Origin of the sequence: Williamsia herbipolensis (assembly GCF_036153515.1) — a bacterium.
In the GTDB taxonomy this organism is placed as follows: domain Bacteria; phylum Actinomycetota; class Actinomycetes; order Mycobacteriales; family Mycobacteriaceae; genus Williamsia_A; species Williamsia_A herbipolensis.
Genome location: NZ_CP108021.1, coordinates 1164829 through 1184690, shown reverse-complemented (window position 1 = coordinate 1184690; position 19862 = coordinate 1164829). Strand labels below are relative to the sequence as shown.

General features: G+C 71.2%; 20 protein-coding genes. 17 read left to right on the top strand and 3 right to left on the bottom strand.

Going from position 1 to position 19862, the window contains the following annotated elements; translation table 11 throughout:
* Positions 1-5 precede the first annotated feature (5 nt).
* Genes OG579_RS05375 through OG579_RS05365 form a run of 3 tightly spaced genes read left to right on the top strand, consistent with a single transcriptional unit; the run spans position 6 to position 2303 of the window.
* A complete protein-coding gene (locus OG579_RS05375) occupies positions 6-1055 on the top strand; it encodes a thiamine-phosphate kinase (RefSeq protein ID WP_328858355.1) in 1050 nt (349 codons plus the stop codon).
* 34 nt (positions 1056-1089) lie between these two features.
* Positions 1090-1611 (top strand): gamma carbonic anhydrase family protein, encoded by a 522-nt coding sequence (locus OG579_RS05370; RefSeq protein WP_045823215.1) that lies wholly within the window; start codon positions 1090-1092, stop codon positions 1609-1611.
* Positions 1611-2303, top strand: a complete 693-nt coding sequence (locus OG579_RS05365; RefSeq protein ID WP_045823214.1) for a uracil-DNA glycosylase — start codon at positions 1611-1613, stop codon at positions 2301-2303. The genes OG579_RS05370 and OG579_RS05365 overlap by 1 nt, the downstream gene beginning before the upstream one ends.
* A gap of 18 nt (positions 2304-2321) precedes the next feature.
* Here the strand turns inward: OG579_RS05365 and OG579_RS05360 are convergent, their stop codons facing one another.
* Positions 2322-3131 carry an enoyl-CoA hydratase/isomerase family protein gene (locus tag OG579_RS05360; RefSeq protein ID WP_328858354.1) on the bottom strand — a complete coding sequence of 270 codons (810 nt, stop codon included), beginning with the start codon at positions 3129-3131 and terminating at the stop codon, positions 2322-2324.
* Positions 3132-3144: 13 nt separating this feature from the next.
* Entirely contained in the window at positions 3145-3336 is a 192-nt protein-coding gene (rpmB, locus tag OG579_RS05355) for a 50S ribosomal protein L28 (protein WP_045823212.1), read from the bottom strand.
* A gap of 205 nt (positions 3337-3541) precedes the next feature.
* On the opposite strand from rpmB, the gene OG579_RS05350 reads away from it, so the two are divergent.
* From OG579_RS05350 to holA, 14 genes are all read left to right on the top strand, one after another.
* Positions 3542-5185, top strand: coding sequence for a DAK2 domain-containing protein (locus tag OG579_RS05350; protein WP_045823362.1), 1644 nt, complete (start codon positions 3542-3544; stop codon positions 5183-5185).
* A complete protein-coding gene (recG, locus tag OG579_RS05345) occupies positions 5182-7434 on the top strand; it encodes an ATP-dependent DNA helicase RecG (protein WP_328858353.1) in 2253 nt (750 codons plus the stop codon). Before OG579_RS05350 ends, recG begins: the two co-directional genes overlap by 4 nt.
* Positions 7435-7479: 45 nt before the next feature.
* Positions 7480-8178, top strand: a complete 699-nt coding sequence (locus OG579_RS05340; RefSeq protein ID WP_328858352.1) for an HNH endonuclease family protein — start codon at positions 7480-7482, stop codon at positions 8176-8178.
* Between the two features lie 33 nt (positions 8179-8211).
* On the top strand, positions 8212-9525 hold the full coding sequence (locus tag OG579_RS05335; protein ID WP_328858351.1) for a glutamate-5-semialdehyde dehydrogenase: 1314 nt from the start codon (positions 8212-8214) through the stop codon (positions 9523-9525).
* A complete protein-coding gene (locus OG579_RS05330) occupies positions 9522-10451 on the top strand; it encodes an AAA family ATPase (RefSeq protein ID WP_328858350.1) in 930 nt (309 codons plus the stop codon). Before OG579_RS05335 ends, OG579_RS05330 begins: the two co-directional genes overlap by 4 nt.
* Positions 10448-11896, top strand: a complete 1449-nt coding sequence (locus tag OG579_RS05325) for a vWA domain-containing protein (protein WP_328858349.1) — start codon at positions 10448-10450, stop codon at positions 11894-11896. The genes OG579_RS05330 and OG579_RS05325 overlap by 4 nt, the downstream gene beginning before the upstream one ends.
* 44 nt (positions 11897-11940) lie before the next feature.
* Positions 11941-12849, top strand: coding sequence for a nicotinate-nucleotide adenylyltransferase (gene nadD / locus OG579_RS05320; RefSeq protein WP_328858348.1), 909 nt, complete (start codon positions 11941-11943; stop codon positions 12847-12849).
* Positions 12846-13208, top strand: coding sequence for a ribosome silencing factor (gene rsfS, locus OG579_RS05315; protein WP_045823206.1), 363 nt, complete (start codon positions 12846-12848; stop codon positions 13206-13208). The genes nadD and rsfS overlap by 4 nt, the downstream gene beginning before the upstream one ends.
* Before the next feature lie 35 nt (positions 13209-13243).
* Positions 13244-13906 (top strand): histidine phosphatase family protein, encoded by a 663-nt coding sequence (locus OG579_RS05310; protein ID WP_328858347.1) that lies wholly within the window; start codon positions 13244-13246, stop codon positions 13904-13906.
* A gap of 40 nt (positions 13907-13946) precedes the next feature.
* Complete coding sequence (gene octT, locus OG579_RS05305) at positions 13947-14714, top strand: diglucosylglycerate octanoyltransferase (protein ID WP_328859165.1); 768 nt, start codon at positions 13947-13949, stop codon at positions 14712-14714.
* A gap of 24 nt (positions 14715-14738) precedes the next feature.
* Complete coding sequence (locus tag OG579_RS05300) at positions 14739-15599, top strand: DegV family protein (protein ID WP_328858346.1); 861 nt, start codon at positions 14739-14741, stop codon at positions 15597-15599.
* 95 nt (positions 15600-15694) lie between these two features.
* A complete protein-coding gene (locus OG579_RS05295; RefSeq protein WP_328858345.1) occupies positions 15695-16783 on the top strand; it encodes a ComEA family DNA-binding protein in 1089 nt (362 codons plus the stop codon).
* Entirely contained in the window at positions 16780-18522 is a 1743-nt protein-coding gene (locus OG579_RS05290) for a ComEC/Rec2 family competence protein (RefSeq protein WP_328858344.1), read from the top strand. Before OG579_RS05295 ends, OG579_RS05290 begins: the two co-directional genes overlap by 4 nt.
* Positions 18407-19357: a DNA polymerase III subunit delta gene (gene holA, locus OG579_RS05285; RefSeq protein WP_328859164.1), complete on the top strand. Its 951-nt coding sequence runs from the start codon at positions 18407-18409 to the stop codon at positions 19355-19357. The genes OG579_RS05290 and holA overlap by 116 nt, the downstream gene beginning before the upstream one ends.
* A gap of 105 nt (positions 19358-19462) precedes the next feature.
* Here the strand turns inward: holA and rpsT are convergent, their stop codons facing one another.
* Positions 19463-19723, bottom strand: a complete 261-nt coding sequence (rpsT, locus tag OG579_RS05280; protein WP_328858343.1) for a 30S ribosomal protein S20 — start codon at positions 19721-19723, stop codon at positions 19463-19465.
* Positions 19724-19862 lie beyond the last annotated feature (139 nt).

Genomic DNA, 19862 nt, shown 5'->3' with positions numbered 1-19862 from the left:
GGCCGGTGCGCGAATCGCAGACCGGAGGGCACGCGGTGGTGGGATCGGGTGAAACCGCTGCGCAACGGGCTGTCGCCGGCGCCGACGGCGGTGTCGGGCCGACCGTGGCCGACCTCGGCGAACGCGCACTCATCGACCGGTTGACCGCGGTCGCCCGGCGGGCCGTGCCCTCCCATCCCGGTCACGGTGACGTGGTCGTCGTGGGGCCGGGTGACGACGCGGCGGTGCTCGACCTCGCCGGCTCCCTGGTCGTCAGTACCGACAGCCTGGTGCAGGACAGGCATTTTCGGCTCGAATGGTCGACGCCCGAGCAGATCGGGGCCCGTGCGGCGGTCCAGAGCTGCGCCGACATCGCCGCTATGGGTGCGCGCAGCGTGGGCATCGTCGTGTCCATCGCATGTCCGCCGACGACCCCCGCCGCCGTGGTCCTCGGTATCGATCAGGGGATGAACGACATCGCCGCGGAGTTCGGCGCACGTGTCGTCGGCGGCGACCTCGTGGCCGCCGCGGAGATGGTGGTGACCGTCACCGTCTTCGGTACGACCGACGGACGTGCGCCCGTGCGACTCGCCGGTGCCGCGGTGGGGCAGACCGTCGCGGTCAGCGGCCCCCTGGGATCGTCGGCGGCAGGGCTGGCGCTCCTCGACGCCGGCATCACCGATTTCGCGGAACTGGTTGCCGCGCACCGTATACCGGTTGTCGACCTCCGGCAGGGTCCGGTCGCCGCGGACGCCGGTGCGCGGGCGATGACCGATGTGTCCGACGGCCTCGTCGACGAGCTGGAGACGATGGCGGCGGCGAGCGGTGTCGCCGTCGAGATCGACACGGCCACCATCCCCTCGCACCCGCTGCTGCGCGCCGCCGCCGATGCGGTCGGGGCCGATCCGATCGGATGGCAGCTCGGCGGGGGAGAGGACCATCAGCTGCTCGCCACCTTCGACGGCCAACCCCCGGCCGGATGGACGGCGATCGGTGCGGTGGTCGCCCCCGGCGACGGACCCCGTGTCCGGGTCGACGGCGCACCCTCAGGGGTCCGCGGATGGCAGAGCTTCTGACCGGTTCCCGCGACGGGCCGGATAGATTGGCCCGGTGGCCATCTACGCACTCGACGACCGAGTACCCGAACTCGCCGACGACGCCTACGTCCATCCCGACGCGACCGTGATCGGTGCGGTGACGCTCGGACCCGGGGTGTCGGTGTGGCCGGGAGCGGTGTTGCGCGGCGACTACGGCACCATCACCATCGGCGCGATGACGAACATCCAGGACGGCACCGTCATCCACTGCACACCCATCCATCCGACGGTGATCGGGGAGCGCTGCGTCGTGGGGCACAACGCGCACGTCGAAGGCGCGACGGTGGGCGACAACTGCCTGATCGCCTCGGGATCGGTGGTCCTCAACGGCGCCACGGTCGGCGACGGTGCGATCGTCGGCGCGGGTGCGGTGGTGCCGTTCGATTTCGCGGTGCCGTCGCGGGCGATGGCGCTCGGTGTCCCGGCGAAGATCCGCGCCGGATTCGAGGTCGCCGAGAATCACGTCGATCTCAACGTGGAGATGTATCACCACAACGCGCAACACTTCCGCGAGCATCTTCGGCGGATCGACTGATGGCGCCGGAGTCGTCGTCGGGTCGGCCCCTGGCCGAGCTCGTCGACCCCGGATGGGCGCAGGCACTCGCGCCGGTGGCCGACACCATCACCGACATGGGGCGGTTCCTGCGCGACGAGCTCGCCGCCGGTCGCCGCTACCTCCCGCCGGGCGATCAGGTGTTGCGCGCGTTCACCGCCCCGATGGACGACATCCGCGTGTTGATCGTGGGTCAGGACCCGTACCCGACCCCGGGACACGCTGTGGGACTGAGCTTCTCGGTGTCACCCGAGACGAAACCCGTTCCGCGCTCGTTGAACAACATCTTCACCGAGTACTGCGACGACCTCGGGTTCCCGCGTCCCACCTCCGGCGATCTGTCGCCCTGGAGTCGCTCCGGGGTGTTGCTGCTGAACCGCGTGCTCACCGTGGCGCCCGGCTCACCGGCCTCGCATCGCGGGAAGGGGTGGGAGACGGTCACCGAACGCGCGATCACCGCACTGGTCGAGCGGGATGCACCACTCGTCGCGATCCTGTGGGGCAAAGACGCGGCATCGCTGCAGCAGTGGATGCCCGGAGTGCCCGCGATCACCTCGGCGCACCCGTCGCCGATGTCGGCGAGCCGAGGGTTCTTCGGGTCGAAACCGTTCTCCCGGGCGAACGCCGCGTTGGCCGAACTGGGGGCCGATCCGGTGGACTGGCGACTGCCCTGAGACGGTGTGCGGTGTCGCTCAGCGTGCGGTGAAATCGGGGCGGCGCTTCTGCACGAACGCGTCCACTCCTTCGATGCCCTCACGACCGCCGGCGAGGACGGAGATCGACGCGGCCTCGGCCGCGAGCTGATCGACGAGCTGCGCGGTGGCGCCGTCGGCGAGCAGTCGTCGCGCGGCGCGCAGAGCCGATCGGGGACCGGCGGCGAGGCGGGTGGCGACCTCGACAGCGGTCGGCACGACGTCGTCGTCGGAGCCGACGACCTGCGACAGGAGGCCCATCTCGAGCGCGTCGGGCGCGGTGATGACCGCGTTGGTGAGGATCAGGTGACGCGCACGGGCCGCGCCGACGATGCGGGGCAGCGCCCACGTCATGCCGCCGTCGGGCGACAGACCGATACCGGGGTAGGCCGCGCGCAGCGAGGTCCCGGGACCGCCGATGGCGATGTCGGAGTGGCAGACGATGCTCATGCCCGCACCGGCTGCCCAGCCGCGCACGGCGGCGACGACCGGGGTGTCGGCGTCGGCGAGTGCGAGGAGGAGACCGTGGAATCGATCGGCGAGCGCCGCGATGAACGTGGACCGGTCGGGTGCCGCGGCGAACGACCGCACGTCACCGCCGGCACAGAAGTTGGCGCCCGGTCCGTACAGGAGGACGGCGCCGACATCGAGCGACCCGGCGGCCACCTGCCGCAGTGCGGTGGTGCCCTGGTCGAGTCCGTCGGGGTCGAGGGCGTTGCCGCCGCGCTCAGTCGAGATCCGGACATGCAGAACCCCGTCGACGACGCGCACGAGGTCGCGGTCGACGGGGTCGCTGTCCGGGGAGGTCATGGGATGACCTCGGTCAGCCGCGCACGACCTTGCCGGCCTTCAGGCACGAGGTGCAGACGTTCAGACGCTTCCGGTTACCCGGGGCGACCTGTGCGCGCACGGTCTGGATGTTGGGATTCCAGCGTCGGTTGGTACGGCGGTGCGAGTGGGAGACCGACTTGCCGAAGCCGGGGCCCTTGGCGCAGACGTCACAGACGGCAGCCATCGTCGAACTCCTCAAGTGTGGGAACAAAGGGTGGTGTCGGTGCGCGGCGACATGCGTCGAAACGGCCTCACGACAACCCTGCAAGGATAGCCGCATGAACGCGATCGGGCCAAATGACGCCGAGGCACGCGCACCGCGCGGTGCGGCGCCGACCGACGCCCCCGCCGACTCGGCGGCCGGCGCGTCCGGTGGCCGGTCGACCCCGATGGACCCGCGGTTGCTGCGCGACTGGACCGACGAATGCGTGCGGGGCCTCACCGCGGTGCGCGGTGAGATCAACGACCTCAACGTGTTCCCGATCCCCGATTCCGACACCGGCAGCAACATGCTGCACACCATGACCGCGGCCGCGGCGGCCTGCGCGGACGCACCGGCCGACGCCGACGCGCCGGAGGTCCTGCGTCGGGCCGCCGACGGCGCCGTCGGGCAGGCCCGCGGCAACTCCGGGATCATCCTGTCGCAGGTGCTGCTGGGTCTCGCCGACGCGGCCGGCATCGACGCCGTCGACGGTCACGTGTCCTTCAACCGGCTGTGGACCTCAGGGCTCGGTCTCGCCGCGCTGGCCGCGACCCGCGCGGTGAGCGAACCCCGCGAGGGCACCGTCCTGACGCTGCTGCGGACGGCCGCGGCGGCCGCGGTCGCGGTGGCCGACTCGACACCCGCCGATCTGGCCCGCGCCGTCGCCGACACCTGCGCCGACGACCTGGAACGGACCACCGAACAACTGCCCGAGCTGGCCCGCGCCGGTGTCGTCGACGCGGGCGGCCGCGGTCTGCTGGTGCTCTTCGACGCGATGGTGAAGGTGCTCACCGGGGTCTCGGCGCAGCGCCGGCGGTACCAGGGGGTGCTCGCCGGCGGCGGCGATCCGATCGGCCACGCGCCGGCGGGCGACGGGTGCGACGCCGTCGGGTCCGACATGGACTACGAGGTCATGTACATCCTCGCCCGCGCCACCGCCGACCGGATCCCCGTGCTGCGGTCGACGTTGGAGACGCTCGGCGACGCGGTCGTCATCGTCGGCGACAGCTCGCAGTCGACCGGCGAACGGTTCTCGGTGCACGTCCACACCGACGACCCCGGCGCCGCCGTGGAGGCCGGTCTCGACGCCGGCGACGTCGCCGACATCCGGATCAGCTGCTTCGTGCTCGACGCCCACCGGGCGGCCACCGGTCCCGACGACCGACTGCCGAGCCGCCATCGCGGGGTCGTCGCGGTGGTCACCGGCGACGGTGCCGCGGAACTGTTCGCCGACGCGGGAGCGCGCGTGGTGCGTGCCGACGACGGCCTCGACGCCGCGACGCTCGCCCGCGCGATCGTCGATCTCGACGCCGCCCACGTGGTCGTGATGGCCAACGGCGCGATCCCGGCACAGGACCTCGTGACCGTCGCCGCCGACGCGCGATCGGCGCATCGGGCGGTGGTGTTCCTGCCGACGCTGTCGATGGTGCAGTGTCTCTCGGCGCTGGCCGTGCACGACCTGTCGGCCGACGCCGACGCCGACGCGTACGCGATGGCCGAGGCGGCGGCCTCGACCCGACGCGGCTCGGTGACCACGGCCACCGAATCGGCGCTGACGCTCGCGGGAACGTGTGAACCGGGAGATCTGTTGGGGCTCATCGGGGTCGACGTGCTCGTGATCGGGCCCGACCAGCTCGCCGCCGCCACCGCCCTGGTCGACCTCATGCTCGGTACCGGTGGTGAACTCGTCACCGTGCTGGCCGGCGCCGACATCGGCACCGATGTGCTCGACGGCCTCGAACGCCATGTCGCCACTGCACATCCGGGTGTCGAGTTCGTCTCCTACGCCTCGGGACAGGCCGGTGAGGTGCTGCAGGTGGGGGTCGAATGAGAGCGCGTACCGACGATCCGCTGGGCGGCCTGCTCGGGGACGCGAAAGCCGCGACCTTCGCCGAGGAGATCGGCGTGCACACCGTCGGTGAGCTGATCCGCTACATCCCGCACCGCTACGTCAAACAGGGTCAGCTCTCCGCGCAGTCGCGACCCGAGGCGGGTGAATGGGTCACCTTGGTGGCACGCGTGGAGAAGGCGGACATGCGGTCGATGAAGTCTCGCAAGGGAAAGATGCTGGTGGTCAAGGCGACCGACGGATCACAGTCGTTCAGCGTCACCTTCTTCAATCCCTATGCGATCGCCCGCGCGTTGACCCCCGGTGTGCGGATGATGGTCGCCGGCACGGTCGGCTACTTCAACAACACCATGCAGCTGACCCATCCGAACTGGATGGTGCTGCCCGACGAGGCCGGCGGTGTCGACTCGGTCGGATCGGCGATGATGCTGTCGATGGCGGGCGACGCCGCGACGTCCTCGCCGACCGAAGCCGCCGACCTCGGGGAGTTCGACCGCCCGTTCATCCCGGTCTATCCGGCCACGAAAGCCCTGCAGACATGGGACATCTGGCGGGCGGTCCGCACCGCGCTCGACGCCGTCGACGCCGTCGAGGACCCGCTGTCGGACGCCGAGCGCGACGCGCGCGGCCTCATCGCCGCCGACGCGGCGTTACGGGCTATCCATCTACCCGAGACCTCCGACGAGATTGATTCCGCCCGAACACGTCTGACGTTCGACGAGGCGCTGGCCCTGCAGGTGGCGTTGGCGCGGCGGCGTTTCGCCGACTCCGGACGTACCGGTCCCACCTGCGACCACGTCGAGCACGGGCTCGAGGACGCGCTGCGGGCGCGGCTGCCGTTCACCCTCACCGACGGCCAGCAGACCGTCATCGGTGAGATCTGCGATCAACTGGGGTCGGGGGAGCCGATGAGTCGGCTGCTGCAGGGCGAGGTGGGGTCGGGCAAGACCCTGGTCGCGCTGCTGTGCATGCTCCGCATGATCGACAACGGCTACCAGTGCGCGCTGCTGGCGCCGACCGAAGTACTTGCCGCCCAACATCATCGGACGCTGACGACGATGCTGGGTGGTCTCGCGCGGGCCGGCGAACTCGACGCCGAGGATCCCGCGACGCGTGTGACCCTGCTGACCGGCTCGATGAAGACCGCCGGCAAACGCGCGGCCCTGCTCGAGGCCGTCACGGGCACCGCCGGCATCGTCATCGGCACCCACGCACTGCTCGAGGACCGGGTGGACTTCTTCAACCTCGGCCTCGTCGTCGTCGACGAGCAGCATCGCTTCGGCGTGGAGCAGCGCGATACCCTGCGCTCGCGCCGCCGCGACGACCTCGTCCCGCACATGCTGGTGATGACCGCGACCCCGATCCCCCGGACGGTCGCCATGACGGTCTACGGCGATCTCGACACCTCGACACTGCGCGAACTGCCGGCGGGGCGCCGTGCGATCACCACCAACGTGGTGCCGCAGTACCTGCCGAAGTTCGAGAGCCGACTCTGGGAGGTCGTCGACGAGGAGGTCACCGCGGGCCGACAGGTCTACGTCGTCTGTTCGCGGATCGGCGACGACGGCACCGCGGCGGGCGCGAAGTCGGAGGAACGCGAACAGCGGGGACAGGGGATGCCCACCCGCTCGGCGGTGGAGATGTTCGCCGAGATCACCTCCGGACCCCTGGGCCGCCACCGCGTCGAACTCCTGCACGGTCGACTCCCCGCCGACGAGAAGACCGCGGTGATGGACGCGTTCACCCGTGGCGAGATCGACATCCTCGTCTCGACCACGGTCGTCGAGGTCGGTGTCGACGTGGCGAACGCGACCACGATGGTGATCGTCGACGCCGAGCGGTTCGGGGTGAGCCAGCTCCACCAGCTCCGCGGTCGCGTGGGCCGCGGCGGGCTGCCCGGTCGGTGCTTCCTGCGGACCGCCACGAAAGCGGGTTCGCCGGCGATGGAACGGTTGAGGGCCGTCGAGGCGTCCAATGACGGATTCGAACTCGCTCGGATCGATCTGATCGCACGCAGGGAAGGAGACGTCCTCGGTGCCCTGCAGTCCGGAGAGTCGTCCTCGCTGCGGTTCCTCTCGCTCATCGACGACGTCGACGTCATCGCCGATGCGCGGGTGTTGGCCGCGGAGATCGTGCCCGGCGACATCACGTTGGCCCGCCACCGTCCGCTGGCCCTGCTCGTCGAATCGGTCCTCGGACCGTCACGCGCGGCGTTCCTCGCCAAACCCTGACGGCGCTTCCCGGCACATCCGGTCCCGGCGTGCGCAGGCGACGCGGTGACCGGCCCGATGGTGCTGTCGGTGCGGGCATGGACGACCCTCATCGCGTGGGTGGCCATCACGGTGACCGTCGCCGTCATCGCGGTGTGGCCCACGCGGCCACCGATGCCGCACCGCGACGTCGCCGCGGTGCGGACTGCCCTGGCCGCGGTTCCGGTGGTCGCACACCGGGCCCGCCCGGAGCACTACGACCGCGCGGCGTTCGGGACGGCCTGGGCCGACGGATCCGATGCCCAGGACGCCGGCAACGGCTGCGACACCCGCAACGACATCCTCGACCGCGATCTCCGCGACAAGACCTACGTCGAGGTCGCGTCGTGTCCCCGGGCGGTCGGCAGCGGTGAACTGCGCAGCCCGTACACCGGCGAGTGGATCGACTTCCGGCGCGGACGCGGCAGCGGTGCCGACGTCCAGATCGACCACATCGTCCCGCTCTCCTACGCCTGGGACATGGGCGCCGCAGGCTGGGACGCGTCGACCCGCCTGCGGTTCGCCAACGACCCCGCCAACCTCGTCGCGGTCGACGGGGACTCGAACCAGGACAAGAGCGACTCGCCGCCGTCCGTGTGGATGCCGCGGCGGACGTCGTTCGCCTGCCAGTACGCGGTGCAGTTCGTGACCGTCCTCGCGACCTACCGGCTGTCGGTCGACGCGGGGTCGGTCCCGGTGCTGCGTCGGTCACTCGACCGCTGCTGACCGGGGGTGATGGCCCCGCGTTAGGCTGGTCCGATGAGCGCACCCACCGCCGACGCCGCGGTCGCCCGCCCGACGAGTCCGTCCGCGACGACCCCGTCGGCGGCCGGGGATCCGATCACCGCCGCGGTCCACGCCGCGGCCGGCGCGGCGAAGGCGGCCGCGCGGGTGCTCGCCCGCCAGACCACCACCACGAAGAACGGCGTGCTGCTCGCCGCGGCCGACGAACTGCTCGCGCGGACCGCGGAGATCCTCGCCGCGAACGCCGAGGACATCGACCGTGCCCGCGCGAGCGGGACCGCCGACAGCCTGCTCGACCGACTCCGACTGACCGAGGCGCGGGTGGGGGCCATCGCCGACGGTCTGCGTCAGGTCGCGACACTGCCCGACCCCGTCGGCGACGTCGTGACGGGCAAGACGCTGCCGAACGGGCTGATGCTGCGACAGGTCCGGGTGCCGCTCGGGGTCATCGGCATGGTCTACGAGGCGCGCCCGAACGTGACCGTCGACGCCTTCGGCATCGCCCTGAAATCGGGGAACGCCGTGGTGCTGCGCGGATCGTCGTCGGCCGCGCTGTCCAACGCCGCCCTGGTGGGCATCCTGCGCGAGGTGCTCACCCGCGCAGGCCTTCCCGCCGACGTCGTGTCGCTCCTGTCGTCCGACGACCGCGCCAGCGTGACCGCCCTCATCCGGGCCCGCGGGCTCGTCGACGTCGTGATCCCCCGTGGCGGAGCAGGTCTCATCGAGGCCGTCGTCCGCGACGCGACCGTCCCCACCATCGAGACCGGGACCGGCAACTGCCACGTCTACGTCGCGGCGTCGGCCGATCTCGACGTCGCCGAGAGCATCGTCGTGAACTCCAAGACCCGGCGGCCCAGCGTCTGCAACACCGCCGAGACCGTGCTGATCGACGCCGCCGTCGCCGATGTCGCACTGCCGCGGCTCGTCTCTGCGCTGCAGGCGCACGGTGTGGTGATCCACGGCGACGAACCGGGCATGGAACCGGCCGGCGACGCCGACTGGTCCGACGAATACCTCTCCCTCGACATCGCCGTCAAGGTCGTCGCCGGGATCGACGAGGCGATCGCGCACATCGATCGCTACGGCACCGGCCACACCGAGGCCGTGGTCACCACCGATCTCGCCGTGGCCTCCGAGTTCACCGAGCGGGTCGACGCCGCGGCGGTGATGGTGAACGCGTCGACGGCGTTCACCGACGGCGAGCAGTTCGGCTTCGGCGCCGAGATCGGCATCTCCACACAGAAACTGCACGCACGGGGCCCGATGGGTCTGCCCGAACTCACCTCCACCAAGTGGATCGTGTGGGGCCAGGGACAGACGCGCCCGTGACCGACACATCAGCCCCCACGACCCCGCCCGGGCTCGGCGGTCCGGCCGTCTCGCCGGTCTTCACCGACACCGACGACGTCCGCACCCGACTCGCCGCGACGGGATATCTCGCCGACACCGCCACGGCGACCGCGGTGTTCCTCGCCGACCGTCTCGGCAAGCCGCTGCTCGTGGAGGGCCCGGCCGGCGTCGGCAAGACCGAACTGGCGCGGGCGATCTCGCAGACGTCGGCTGCCGAGCTCGTCCGACTGCAGTGCTACGAGGGCATCGACGAGGCCCGCGCGCTCTACGAGTGGAACCACGCCAAGCAGATCCTGCACATCCAGTCGACGGGGCAACGCGGCTGGGACGAGACCAAGGCCGACATCTTCTCCGCGGAGTTCCTGCTGCCGCGACCGTTGTTGCGGGCCATCTCCCGCACCGACCCCACTGTGCTCTTGATCGACGAGGTCGACAAGGCCGACGTCGACGTCGAGGGCCTGCTCCTCGAGGTGCTCAGCGACTTCGCGGTGACGATCCCCGAGATGGGAACCGTTGCCGCGGTGCGCCGTCCGATCGTGCTGTTGACCTCTAACGCGACCCGCGAACTCTCCGAGGCGCTCAAGCGTCGGTGCCTGTACCTCTACATCGACTTCCCGGACCCCGCGCGTGAGCGGGAGATCCTGGCCTCGCGGGTGCCGGCGCTGTCGGACTCGATCGCGCGGGAGATGATCCGCGTGATCGGTGTGCTGCGGTCACTCGATCTCCGCAAGAAGCCGTCGGTGGCCGAGACCATCGACTGGGGCAACACGTTGTTGGCGTTGGGGATCGGGGAGAAGCCGCGCGGGCGGCTCGACGACGAGATCCTCAGTCGCACCCTGGGGGTCGTCCTCAAGCACCGCCCCGACCTCAAGGCCGCGGCGGCGGAGTTGAAGCTCGACCGATGACGTCCCCCCTCGTCGGTCGCCGCCGCGGTGGACCGCGTCGCGGTGACGCGGGGGCCCATCTCGTCGACCACCTGACCGGGTTCGTCGACGACCTGCGCGACCGGGGGATCGTGGTGGGTCCGGCGTCGCTGATCGACGCCGCGTGTGCCACCGAGGTGCTCGACCTGCTCGACCGCAGCGGGTTCCGCGAGGGACTGGCGTGCACGCTCGTCACCGACCACACCCAACGGCCGGTGTTCGACGCGGTGTTCGACCTCTGGTTCCCCCTCGGGACCGGCACCCGCACCACCGATCTCGAACTTCCCACCGACGACACCGGCGCGGTCGACATCGACGCGGTGCGCGAGATGGTCGCCGAGATGCTCGCCGACGGCGACGCGGAGAACGATGGTCGTCTGGCGCAGTTGATCTCGCTGATCGTCGATCAGATCGGCGGCTACCGATCCACGCGGGGCGACGCGTTCTCGACCTATCAGGCGATGTCGTCGATCCGGCCGCAGACCCTCATCGCGCGTATCGCGGCGGCCATGGCGGCGGCGTCCGGTGACGACGACGATGGCGGTGTCGGACCACGCTATCGGCGTTCGGCGGCCGACCGGGTGGGGCGCTTCGGCGACCTGGTGTCCGAGGAGACCCGACGCCGCATGACCGAGCGGTCGGGCCGGGAGCGGGTGGGGGAGTACGCCGTACCGACCCTGCCGGAAAACATCGCGTTCCTCTCGGCCGGTCGCGCGGAGATGATCGAACTGCGCCGCACCGTCGACCCGCTCGCCCGGCTGCTCGCCGCGAAGCTCGAGGTGCGGCGCCGCCGGGCACGGCGTGGAGTCGTCGACATCCGCAAGACCCTGCGGGCCTCGATGTCGACCGGCGGTGTCCCCATCGACCTCACCTACCGCCGCCCCCGTCCGGGCCGACCCGAGCTGGTCATCCTGTGCGACGTGTCGGGCTCGGTCTCGGGTTTCTCGCAGTTCACTCTGCAGCTGGTCCACGCGCTGCGTCAGCACTTCTCCGCGGTGCGGGTGTTCGCGTTCGTCGACACCGTCGACGAGGTGACCGACTACTTCAGTCGGCGTCCCGACGACATCGACATCTCCACCGCCGTCACCGAGATGCTGCACAACGCCCGGCTGATCACCCGCGACGGTCATTCCGACTACGGGCACGCCCTGGCCGGGTTCGTCGACGACCACATCGAGTCGCTCACCCACCGCGGCGCACTGCTCGTCCTCGGCGACGGTCGCAACAACTACCACGACCCCCGGTTCGCGGTGCTGCGCACGCTGGTCGACCGCGCACGCCACGCCTACTGGCTCAACCCGGAATCCGAGTCTCTCTGGGACACCGGTGATTCGGTCGCCCAGGACTACTCGACCATCATCGAGATGCACGAATGCCGCAACGCGCGCCAGTTGGCGCAGGTCATCGCCGACCTGTTGCCGGTCTGAGCGTGTCGGTTCCCGCGATGGGCGGGCACGTAGACTCCGCAGACATGCCCGAGATCCGTCCGACCGCACCGGTCGAGTCGACCGCACCGGTCGGCGCGCTCCGACGACGACGGGTCGGCGTGATGGGCGGCACTTTCGATCCCATCCACAACGGGCACCTCGTCGCCGCGAACGAGGTCGCCGACCGGTTCGATCTCGACGAGGTCATCTTCGTCCCGACCGGCCGTCCGTGGCAGAAGTTGTCCGACGAGCAGGGGGTCCGCCAGGGCGGGAGCACGGTGGTCCCCGTGGTCAGCCCGGCCGAGGACCGCTACCTGATGACCGTCATCGCGACCGCGGCCAATCCGCGGTTCTCGGTGAGCCGTGTCGACATCGAACGCCAGGGCGACACCTACACCGTCGACACCCTGCGCGACCTCAGTCGACTGCACCCCGACTCCGACCTCTACTTCATCACCGGCGCCGACGCGCTCAGCTCGATCCTGACCTGGCACGACTGGGAGGAACTGTTCGCGCTGGCACGCTTCGTCGGCGTCAGCCGCCCGGGGTACGAGCTCGGTGCCGCGCATCTGGGCACCCACCTCGAGACGTTGTCGCCCGATGCTCTGCACCTCATCGAGGTGCCGGCGTTGGCGATCTCGTCCACCGACTGCCGCGACCGCGCGGCGCAGGGGCGCCCCGTCTGGTACCTCGTGCCCGACGGTGTCGTGCAATACATCAACAAGCGGCGTCTCTATCGCGTGCCGCGCCCCGAGTCGCGCGGGGTGTCGGGCCCCTCGGCCGATCCCGACGGGGCCGTCCACCCCTCGGCCGTGCACCCCGCGACGGCCGACCCCACCGATGCATCCCGGGTCGGGGACACGTCCCCCGCCACGCTCACCTCGGCGTCCCCGGAACCCGAACAACCGGCATCGCCGGGCACCGAACAAACGTCTTCGAGAGGACACCTGTGACAGCCACACCCGAGGCGCTCGCGATGGCGAAGGTCGCCGCCGACGCCGCCTCCGACAAACTCGCCGAGAACGTCACGATCATCGACGTCTCCGAGCAGCTCGTCATCACCGACCTGTTCGTGATCGCCTCGGCGGGCAACGAACGTCAGGTGGGCGCCATCGTCGACGCGGTCGAGGAGAAGCTCCGCGAGGTCGGGCACAAGCCGCTGCGTCGCGAGGGTGCCCGTGAGGGCCGCTGGACGCTGCTCGACTACTCCGAGATCGTCGTCCACATCCAGCACAGCGAGGAGCGCGAGTTCTACGCCCTCGACAGCCTGTGGAAGGACTGCCCGGTGGTCGACCCCGAGACCCTCGCGTGAGCGGACCCGACACCGGGGACAGTTCTGTCGAGCGGATGACCCCCGTGGTCCGTCGGTTGATCCTGTTGCGGCACGGACAGACCGACTACAACGCCGCGAGCCGGATGCAGGGTCAGCTCGACACCGACCTGTCGGCGGTCGGCGTCGCCCAGGCGCGGGCGGCGGCCCGGGTGCTGGCCCGACGCTCCCCGCGTCTGATCATCTCCTCGGACCTGCGGCGCGCCCACGACACCGCGCAGGCCCTGGCCGACGTCGTCGGCCTCCCGATCACCACCGACCAGCGGCTGCGGGAGACGCATCTGGGCGACTGGCAGGGCCTCACCCATCACGAGGTCGACGACGCGATGCCCGGCGCCCGACGCGACTGGCGTGACGACTCGACGTGGCGTCCGCCGCAGGGCGAGAGCCGGGTCGACGTCGCCGAACGCTCCATCCCGGTGGTGACCGAACTCGTCGAGGACCTACCCGACTGGGGCAGCGGTCCCGATGCGGACAACCCGGTGGTGCTCGTCGCACACGGTGGGGTCATCGCGGCCATGACGGCAGGCCTCCTGGGCCTCCCGCAGCGGTCATGGCCGGTTTTCGGTGGTCTCGCCAACACCAGCTGGGTACAGCTCAGCGGTCACGGTGACGCACCGGTCTGGCGCCTGGACGTGTGGAACGCCTCGGCGGAGATCGCCGACGCCGCCGTGCAGTGACGGCCGTGCGGTGACGGCCCAGGCCAGCGGCGGCGACAGCATGCTGGTGCTGTCGGATTCACTCGCCTACTACGGACCCGAGGGCGGGTTGCCCGCCGATGATCCACGCATCTGGCCGACCATCGCCGCCGAGGGCGTCGGGCTGCGGTCGGAGCTCTTCGGTCGGATCGGGTGGACCACCCGTGACGTGTGGTGGGCGATCACCCAGGATCCGCGGATCTGGGCGGCGATCCCGACGGCCCGTGTCGTGGTGATCGCGATCGGCGGCATGGACACGCTGCCCTCGCCGCTGCCGACCGCGGTGCGCGAGCAGATCCGGTACCTGCGACCGGCGTGGCTGCGGCAGGCGGTGCGTGCCGCGTACGGCCGGCTGCAGCCGCTGCTGTCTCCTCTCGGGTGGCCGGTGGCGTTGCCGGCGCCGGTGACCGTGGAGTACCTCGAGAAGATCCGGTCGGCGTTGGCGATGGTGCGACCCGATCTGCCGATCATCCTGTGTCTGCCCTCGACGCACAGCAGCCCGTACTACGGGTTCGTGCACAGCGCGCGCGCCCGTCACACCAGCGCCATGCGACGGTGGGCGGCCGACCACGCACTGCCCACGGTCGACTTCTATCCGGTGACGGCGGCGCACTTCGCCGCCGAGGACCGCGACGCCGGACCGGTGGCGATGATCGCCGCCGACCACAACCCCGACGGCATCCACTGGGGCTTCGCGTGCCATACCGCGATCGGTGCCCTCGTGACCGACGCCGTGCGCGATGCGACGGGGGACGATCGAACGGTCTCGGCACCGCCGACACCCCGCTGACGCGGGCCCCCTACGCTGGGCGGCGTGACCGTGGTGGTGGTGACCGATTCCTCGGCGCGGTTACCCGCGCCGATCCGTCAGCACTACGACATCCGTCAGGTCCCGCTGCACGTGATGAACGGCGACCTCAATCTGTCCGAGGACATCGACGACATCGGTCCCGAGATCTACAACGACCCGACCACCACCACCTCCGGTGCCGTGCCCGCGGATCTGGCCGCCGCGTTCGAACAAGCGGTCGCCGACAGCGGTGACGACGGTGTCGTGGCGGTGCTGATGAGCAGGCGACTGAGCGGTACGTGGGGTTCGGCGCGGGTGGCCGCGGAACAGTTCCCCGGCCGGGTTCGCGTGGTCGATTCACGGTCGGTGGGTCTCGCCGTCGGGTTCGCGGCCATCGCCGCGGCGCAGGCCGCCGCCGCGGGCGCGGACCTCGATCGCGTGTACGAGGCGGCCATCCGCGCCGGGTCCACGAGCGAGACCCTGCTCTGCGTCGCGCAGCTCGACAACCTGCGCGCGAGCGGTCGGATCGGTGCGGCGACGAAGCTCTTCGGGTCGGCGCTGTCGATCAAGCCGGTGCTGCGGGTGGTCGACGGCACGCTCGTGGTCGCCGAACGTCAACGCACCCTGAGCAAGGCGGTCACCAAACTCGTCGACGCCGCCGTCGCCGCGACCCACCGTCGCCCCGCCACGATCGGCGTGTTGCATTGTGAGGCACCCGAGGCCGCCGCCGACATCGTGGCCCGGATCAGTGAACGGGTGCGCACCGTCTCCGTCATCACCTCCGACATGGGTCCGGTGCTCAGCAGCCACGTCGGCAGCGGCGCGGTGGGCGTGGTGATCAGCACCGAGCTCGATCCGGTCGAGGGGTACGAGACCCCGGCCTGACGGCTCCGTCCACAGCTGCGCGGTCATCCACAGCTGTGGCGGTCGCGTCGCGTCGCGAACGTTCTGGGTGCATGCGCCGGTCCTAGCGTCGTGCCATGGCACTCAGCTCCCGGTCACCGCGTCGCGGCGATGGTCTCGCGCGCCTGCAGTCTCCCGCGGCGCCGTGGGCGAGGTTGGGCGACGACGTCGTGTCGGGCCCCGATCTCGACCTCGACGACCCTGATCGCGTCACCGAATGGCCGGCCGGACCCGACGACCCGACGCGGCACCCCGATGGCGAGTTCGACACGCCCGACCACGGGCGATCACCCCGCTGGGATCAGCCGGCGACGCCGCGGTGGCTCGACCCGGCCCTGGACCTCGACGCCGACACCTCGCACGCCACACCACGGTCCCGGCCCCGAGGTCGGCGTCGCCGTGGGTTGCTGATGGCGCCGCCGGCGGCGATCGCGCTCGTGGTCGTCGGAGTGCTCGCGTGCGTGGTCACCGTCTACACGGTCGTCTCCGGCTCGTCGGACGACGTCCCGACGGTCGTCGCGTTCCCGTCGAGTGCGGGGGCGGCCGCACCGTCCGGTCGGACCACCGCGGGTGACGCCGCCCAGAATCCCTCGCGCACAGCACGATCCTCTCCGACCGACGCGCCCACCGCCGGCGGCGCGGCCATGGTGGTGAGTGTCGTGGGCCTCGTGCGGACGCCGGGTCTGGTGCACCTGTCGACGACCGCCCGCATCGCCGACGCCATCGCCGCGGCCGGTGGTGGCCGCCCGGGAGCCGACCTCCTGAGCCTGAACATGGCGCAACCGGTGCGCGACGGAGACCAGATCCTCGTCGGGTTCGCCGACCCGTCGGGCGGCACGCGACTGCGCAGTGCGGTGGTGTCGGGCGGTGGTGCGTCGTCACCCGCGACGCCCGGTGATCGGTCGCCGAAGGCCACGGCGGGAACGGCGCCGTCGACGGGCGCGGCCGGGACGGGCGCATCGGCGGGAACCGTAGACCTCAACACCGCCGACGAGGCGGCGCTGGACACCCTGCCCGGCGTCGGGCCGGTCACCGCGGCGTCGATCATCGAATGGCGAACGCGCAACGGACGATTCACCTCTGTCGACCAGCTCGCCGAGGTCGACGGCATCGGTCCGGGACGTCTCGCCAAGCTGCGTGACCGAGTCACCGTCGGTGCGGGGTGACGACCGTCGCCGCCGAAGCGTCGTCTCCGGAGACCGCGCCCGCGGTCACCGACCTCCGGTTGATCGCCCCGGCCGTGGGGTGCTGGGCCGTCACGGTGGTCGGGGTCGTCGCTCCACCGACGGTCACCGGATCGGTCACCGCGATGACGGGGGTCGTCGCGGGTGTCGGTGCGATGGCCGTGCGCCGAGGCGGTCTGCGACCGGCGGTGGCGGAGGTGGTGCTGATCCTCGTCGCCACCGCGGGCATCACCGCCGGATTCGGGACGGCGATCACGATCCGTGCGGCGTACGTCGCGGCAAGCCCCATGGCTGCACCGGAACTCGTCGGCCACAAGGTGACCGCCGCGGTGACCGTCGTCGACGACGCCCGGACCCTGCGTGGTCCGGGACCACCCCGGGTGCGGATCGCCGTGCGGGCGGCTCCCGTGCGTTCCGGTGGAGCCCCGGTCGCCGCGACACTCACCGCGCCGCAGGACGGATGGGCCGATCTGGTCCCGGGCCAGCGTGCGGTCGCCGTCGTCGCGGTCGACCGTCCCTATCGGTCCGACCTCACCGCCGCCGCGTTGCGCACCACCACGCCGCCCCGGGCCGTGGCCCCGCCACCGCGCCACCAGATCTGGGCGACCGCGGTCCGCACGCGATTGGCGGAACTCGCCCGACGGCAGCTGCCCGCCGCCGAGTCGGGACTGCTGCCCGGTCTTGTGGTGGGGGACACCGAGGGCCTCCCGGACGACGTCGTCGACGAGTTCCGCACCGCAGGACTGACGCACCTTCTCGCCGTGTCCGGAGCGAACTTCGCGATCATCGCCGGTGCGGTGCTGCTCGTGTTGCGGGTCTGCGGAACGCCGCGGACACCCGCGGCGCTCCTCACGATGGTGGTGCTCGGCTGTTTCGTCGTGGTGGTGCGTCCGTCGCCGAGTGTGGTGCGTGCGGCGTTGATGGGGCTCGTCGGTCTGATCGCGCTCGTCGCCGAGCGGCGAACGGCCGCCGTGCCTGCCCTCGCCGTGGCGGTCCTGGGCGTTCTGATCATCTGGCCCGCGATGGCCGTCGATCCCGGCTTCGCGTTGTCGGTCGCGGCCACGGCGGGTCTCATCGCGCTCGCTCCGCCGATACGAACCTGGTTGTGCGACCGCGGATGTCCCCGTGTACTCGCCGAACTCCTCGCGGTCGCGGTGGCCGCCCAGATCGTCACCATCCCGCTGGTGGTGATGATCGCGGGTTCGCTCGGGCCGGTCGGCGTGCTCGCCAACATCGCCGTCGCCCCGGCGGTTCCGCTCATCACCGTCCTGGGGACCCTCGCCGCGGCGGTGGCCGGGGTGTCGACCGTCACCGCGGCGGTCCTGGTCCGTCTGTGCGAGCCGTCGCTGTGGTGGATGGTCCGGGTCGCCGACGTCGCCGCGCGCGTCCCCGGGGCGACGATCGCCGTGCCCGACGGTGTCGGGGGAGCCGCCCTGGCGGCCGTGGTCGTCCTGGTCGTCGTGTTTGCGGTGCGGTCCGTCGCCCGCGCGGTCTCGCGGTCGGCACGGGGGTCGCCGCCGGGGGAGCGTCGATGGTCTCCTGTCCGCTGTTGGTCTCATGTCACAGCGGTCTGGCAGCATGACCGGCGTGAGCGACCGACTGCACCTGCTGCTGGGCGACGACGACTTCCTGGTCGAACGCGCGACGGCCGCCGTCCGCGCCGAGGCGATCGCCGCGGCCGGGGGCGCCGACCTGCCGGTGACCCGCGTGCGCGCCGGTGACGTCAGCGAACACGAACTGGCCGAGCTGCTCAGCCCGTCGTTGTTCGCCGACGAACGGATGGTGGTCGTCGAGGCGGCCGGCGACGCCGGCAAGGAACCCGCGGCGGCGGTCACCTCGGCGGCCGAGGAGCTCCCCGAGGGCATCACCCTGGTGGTGGTGCACTCCGGTGGTGGCCGGGCGAAGTCGATGGTCGCGGCGCTGCGCAAGGCCGGTGCACGCACCCATGACTGCGTGGGCTCGACCCGCGTCGGCGACCGCATCGACTTCGTGAAGAAGGAGTTCGCGTCCCACGGGGTGCGGGTCTCGGGCGACGTCGTCACCCAGGTCGTCGAGGCCGTTCGCGCCGATCTGCGGGAGCTCGCCGCCGCATGCAGTCAGCTGGTGTCCGACACCGGTGGCAAGGTCGACGCCGCCGCGGTCGCCACCTACTACTCGGGTCGTCCGGAGGTCACGGGGTTCGAGATCGCGGACTGCGCGGTCACCGGTGATCGAGCCGGGGCGCTGGAGGCGTTGGCGTGGGCCGGCCATCACGGCGTCCCGCACGTGCTGCTCGCCGATGCGCTCGCGGAGGCCGTGCACAGCATCGCCCGGGTGAAGAGTGTGGGCGGTCGCGACGCGAACTCCGCCGCCGCCGAACTCGGCATGCCGCCGTGGCGGGTGCGGAAGGTGCAGTCGCAGGCCCAGGCCTGGGATGCGCCGTCGATCGCGCGGGCGATGTCGGTGGTCGCGGTCCTCAACGGTGACGTGAAAGGGCAGGCCGCCAACGCCGACTACGCGTTGCAGCGCGCGGTCGTCGAGGTGGCCGAGCTCAAGCCGTCGGGAGCCCGCCGCTAGGTGTCACCGCGCCGTCCGGACACGAAAAACCCCGGACGGTCGGACCTGCACCATCCGGGGTCGTACCCGCCGACGACGCACCCGGCGAGGGTGCGTCGCGGCGCGTCAGAGCTTGTTGAGCGAGAGCGCCATGGCCGACTTCTTGTTGGCGGCCTGGTTGGCGTGGATGACACCCTTGCTGGCGGCCTTGTCGAGCTGGCGGCCGGTGGCGGCGAGGAGCTCGGTCGCCTTCTCCTTCTCGCCGGCGTCGACGGCCGCGCGGAAGTTACGGAGCGCGGTACGCAGCGCCGACCGGACCGACTGGTTACGCCGACGGGCGACCTCGTTGGTCTTGTTGCGCTTCACCTGCGACTTGATGTTTGCCACGCGTCACTACCTCTTGATCTTCGATGCGGCGCCCCACGGGATGCGCATCAGTTACGGAAATCTCTGTGTCGTACTGCGAAGAATGTGGTGATCCCTCACCTGCTCTCGCCGACCTCTCCGGACCAGCCGGACACGTCGT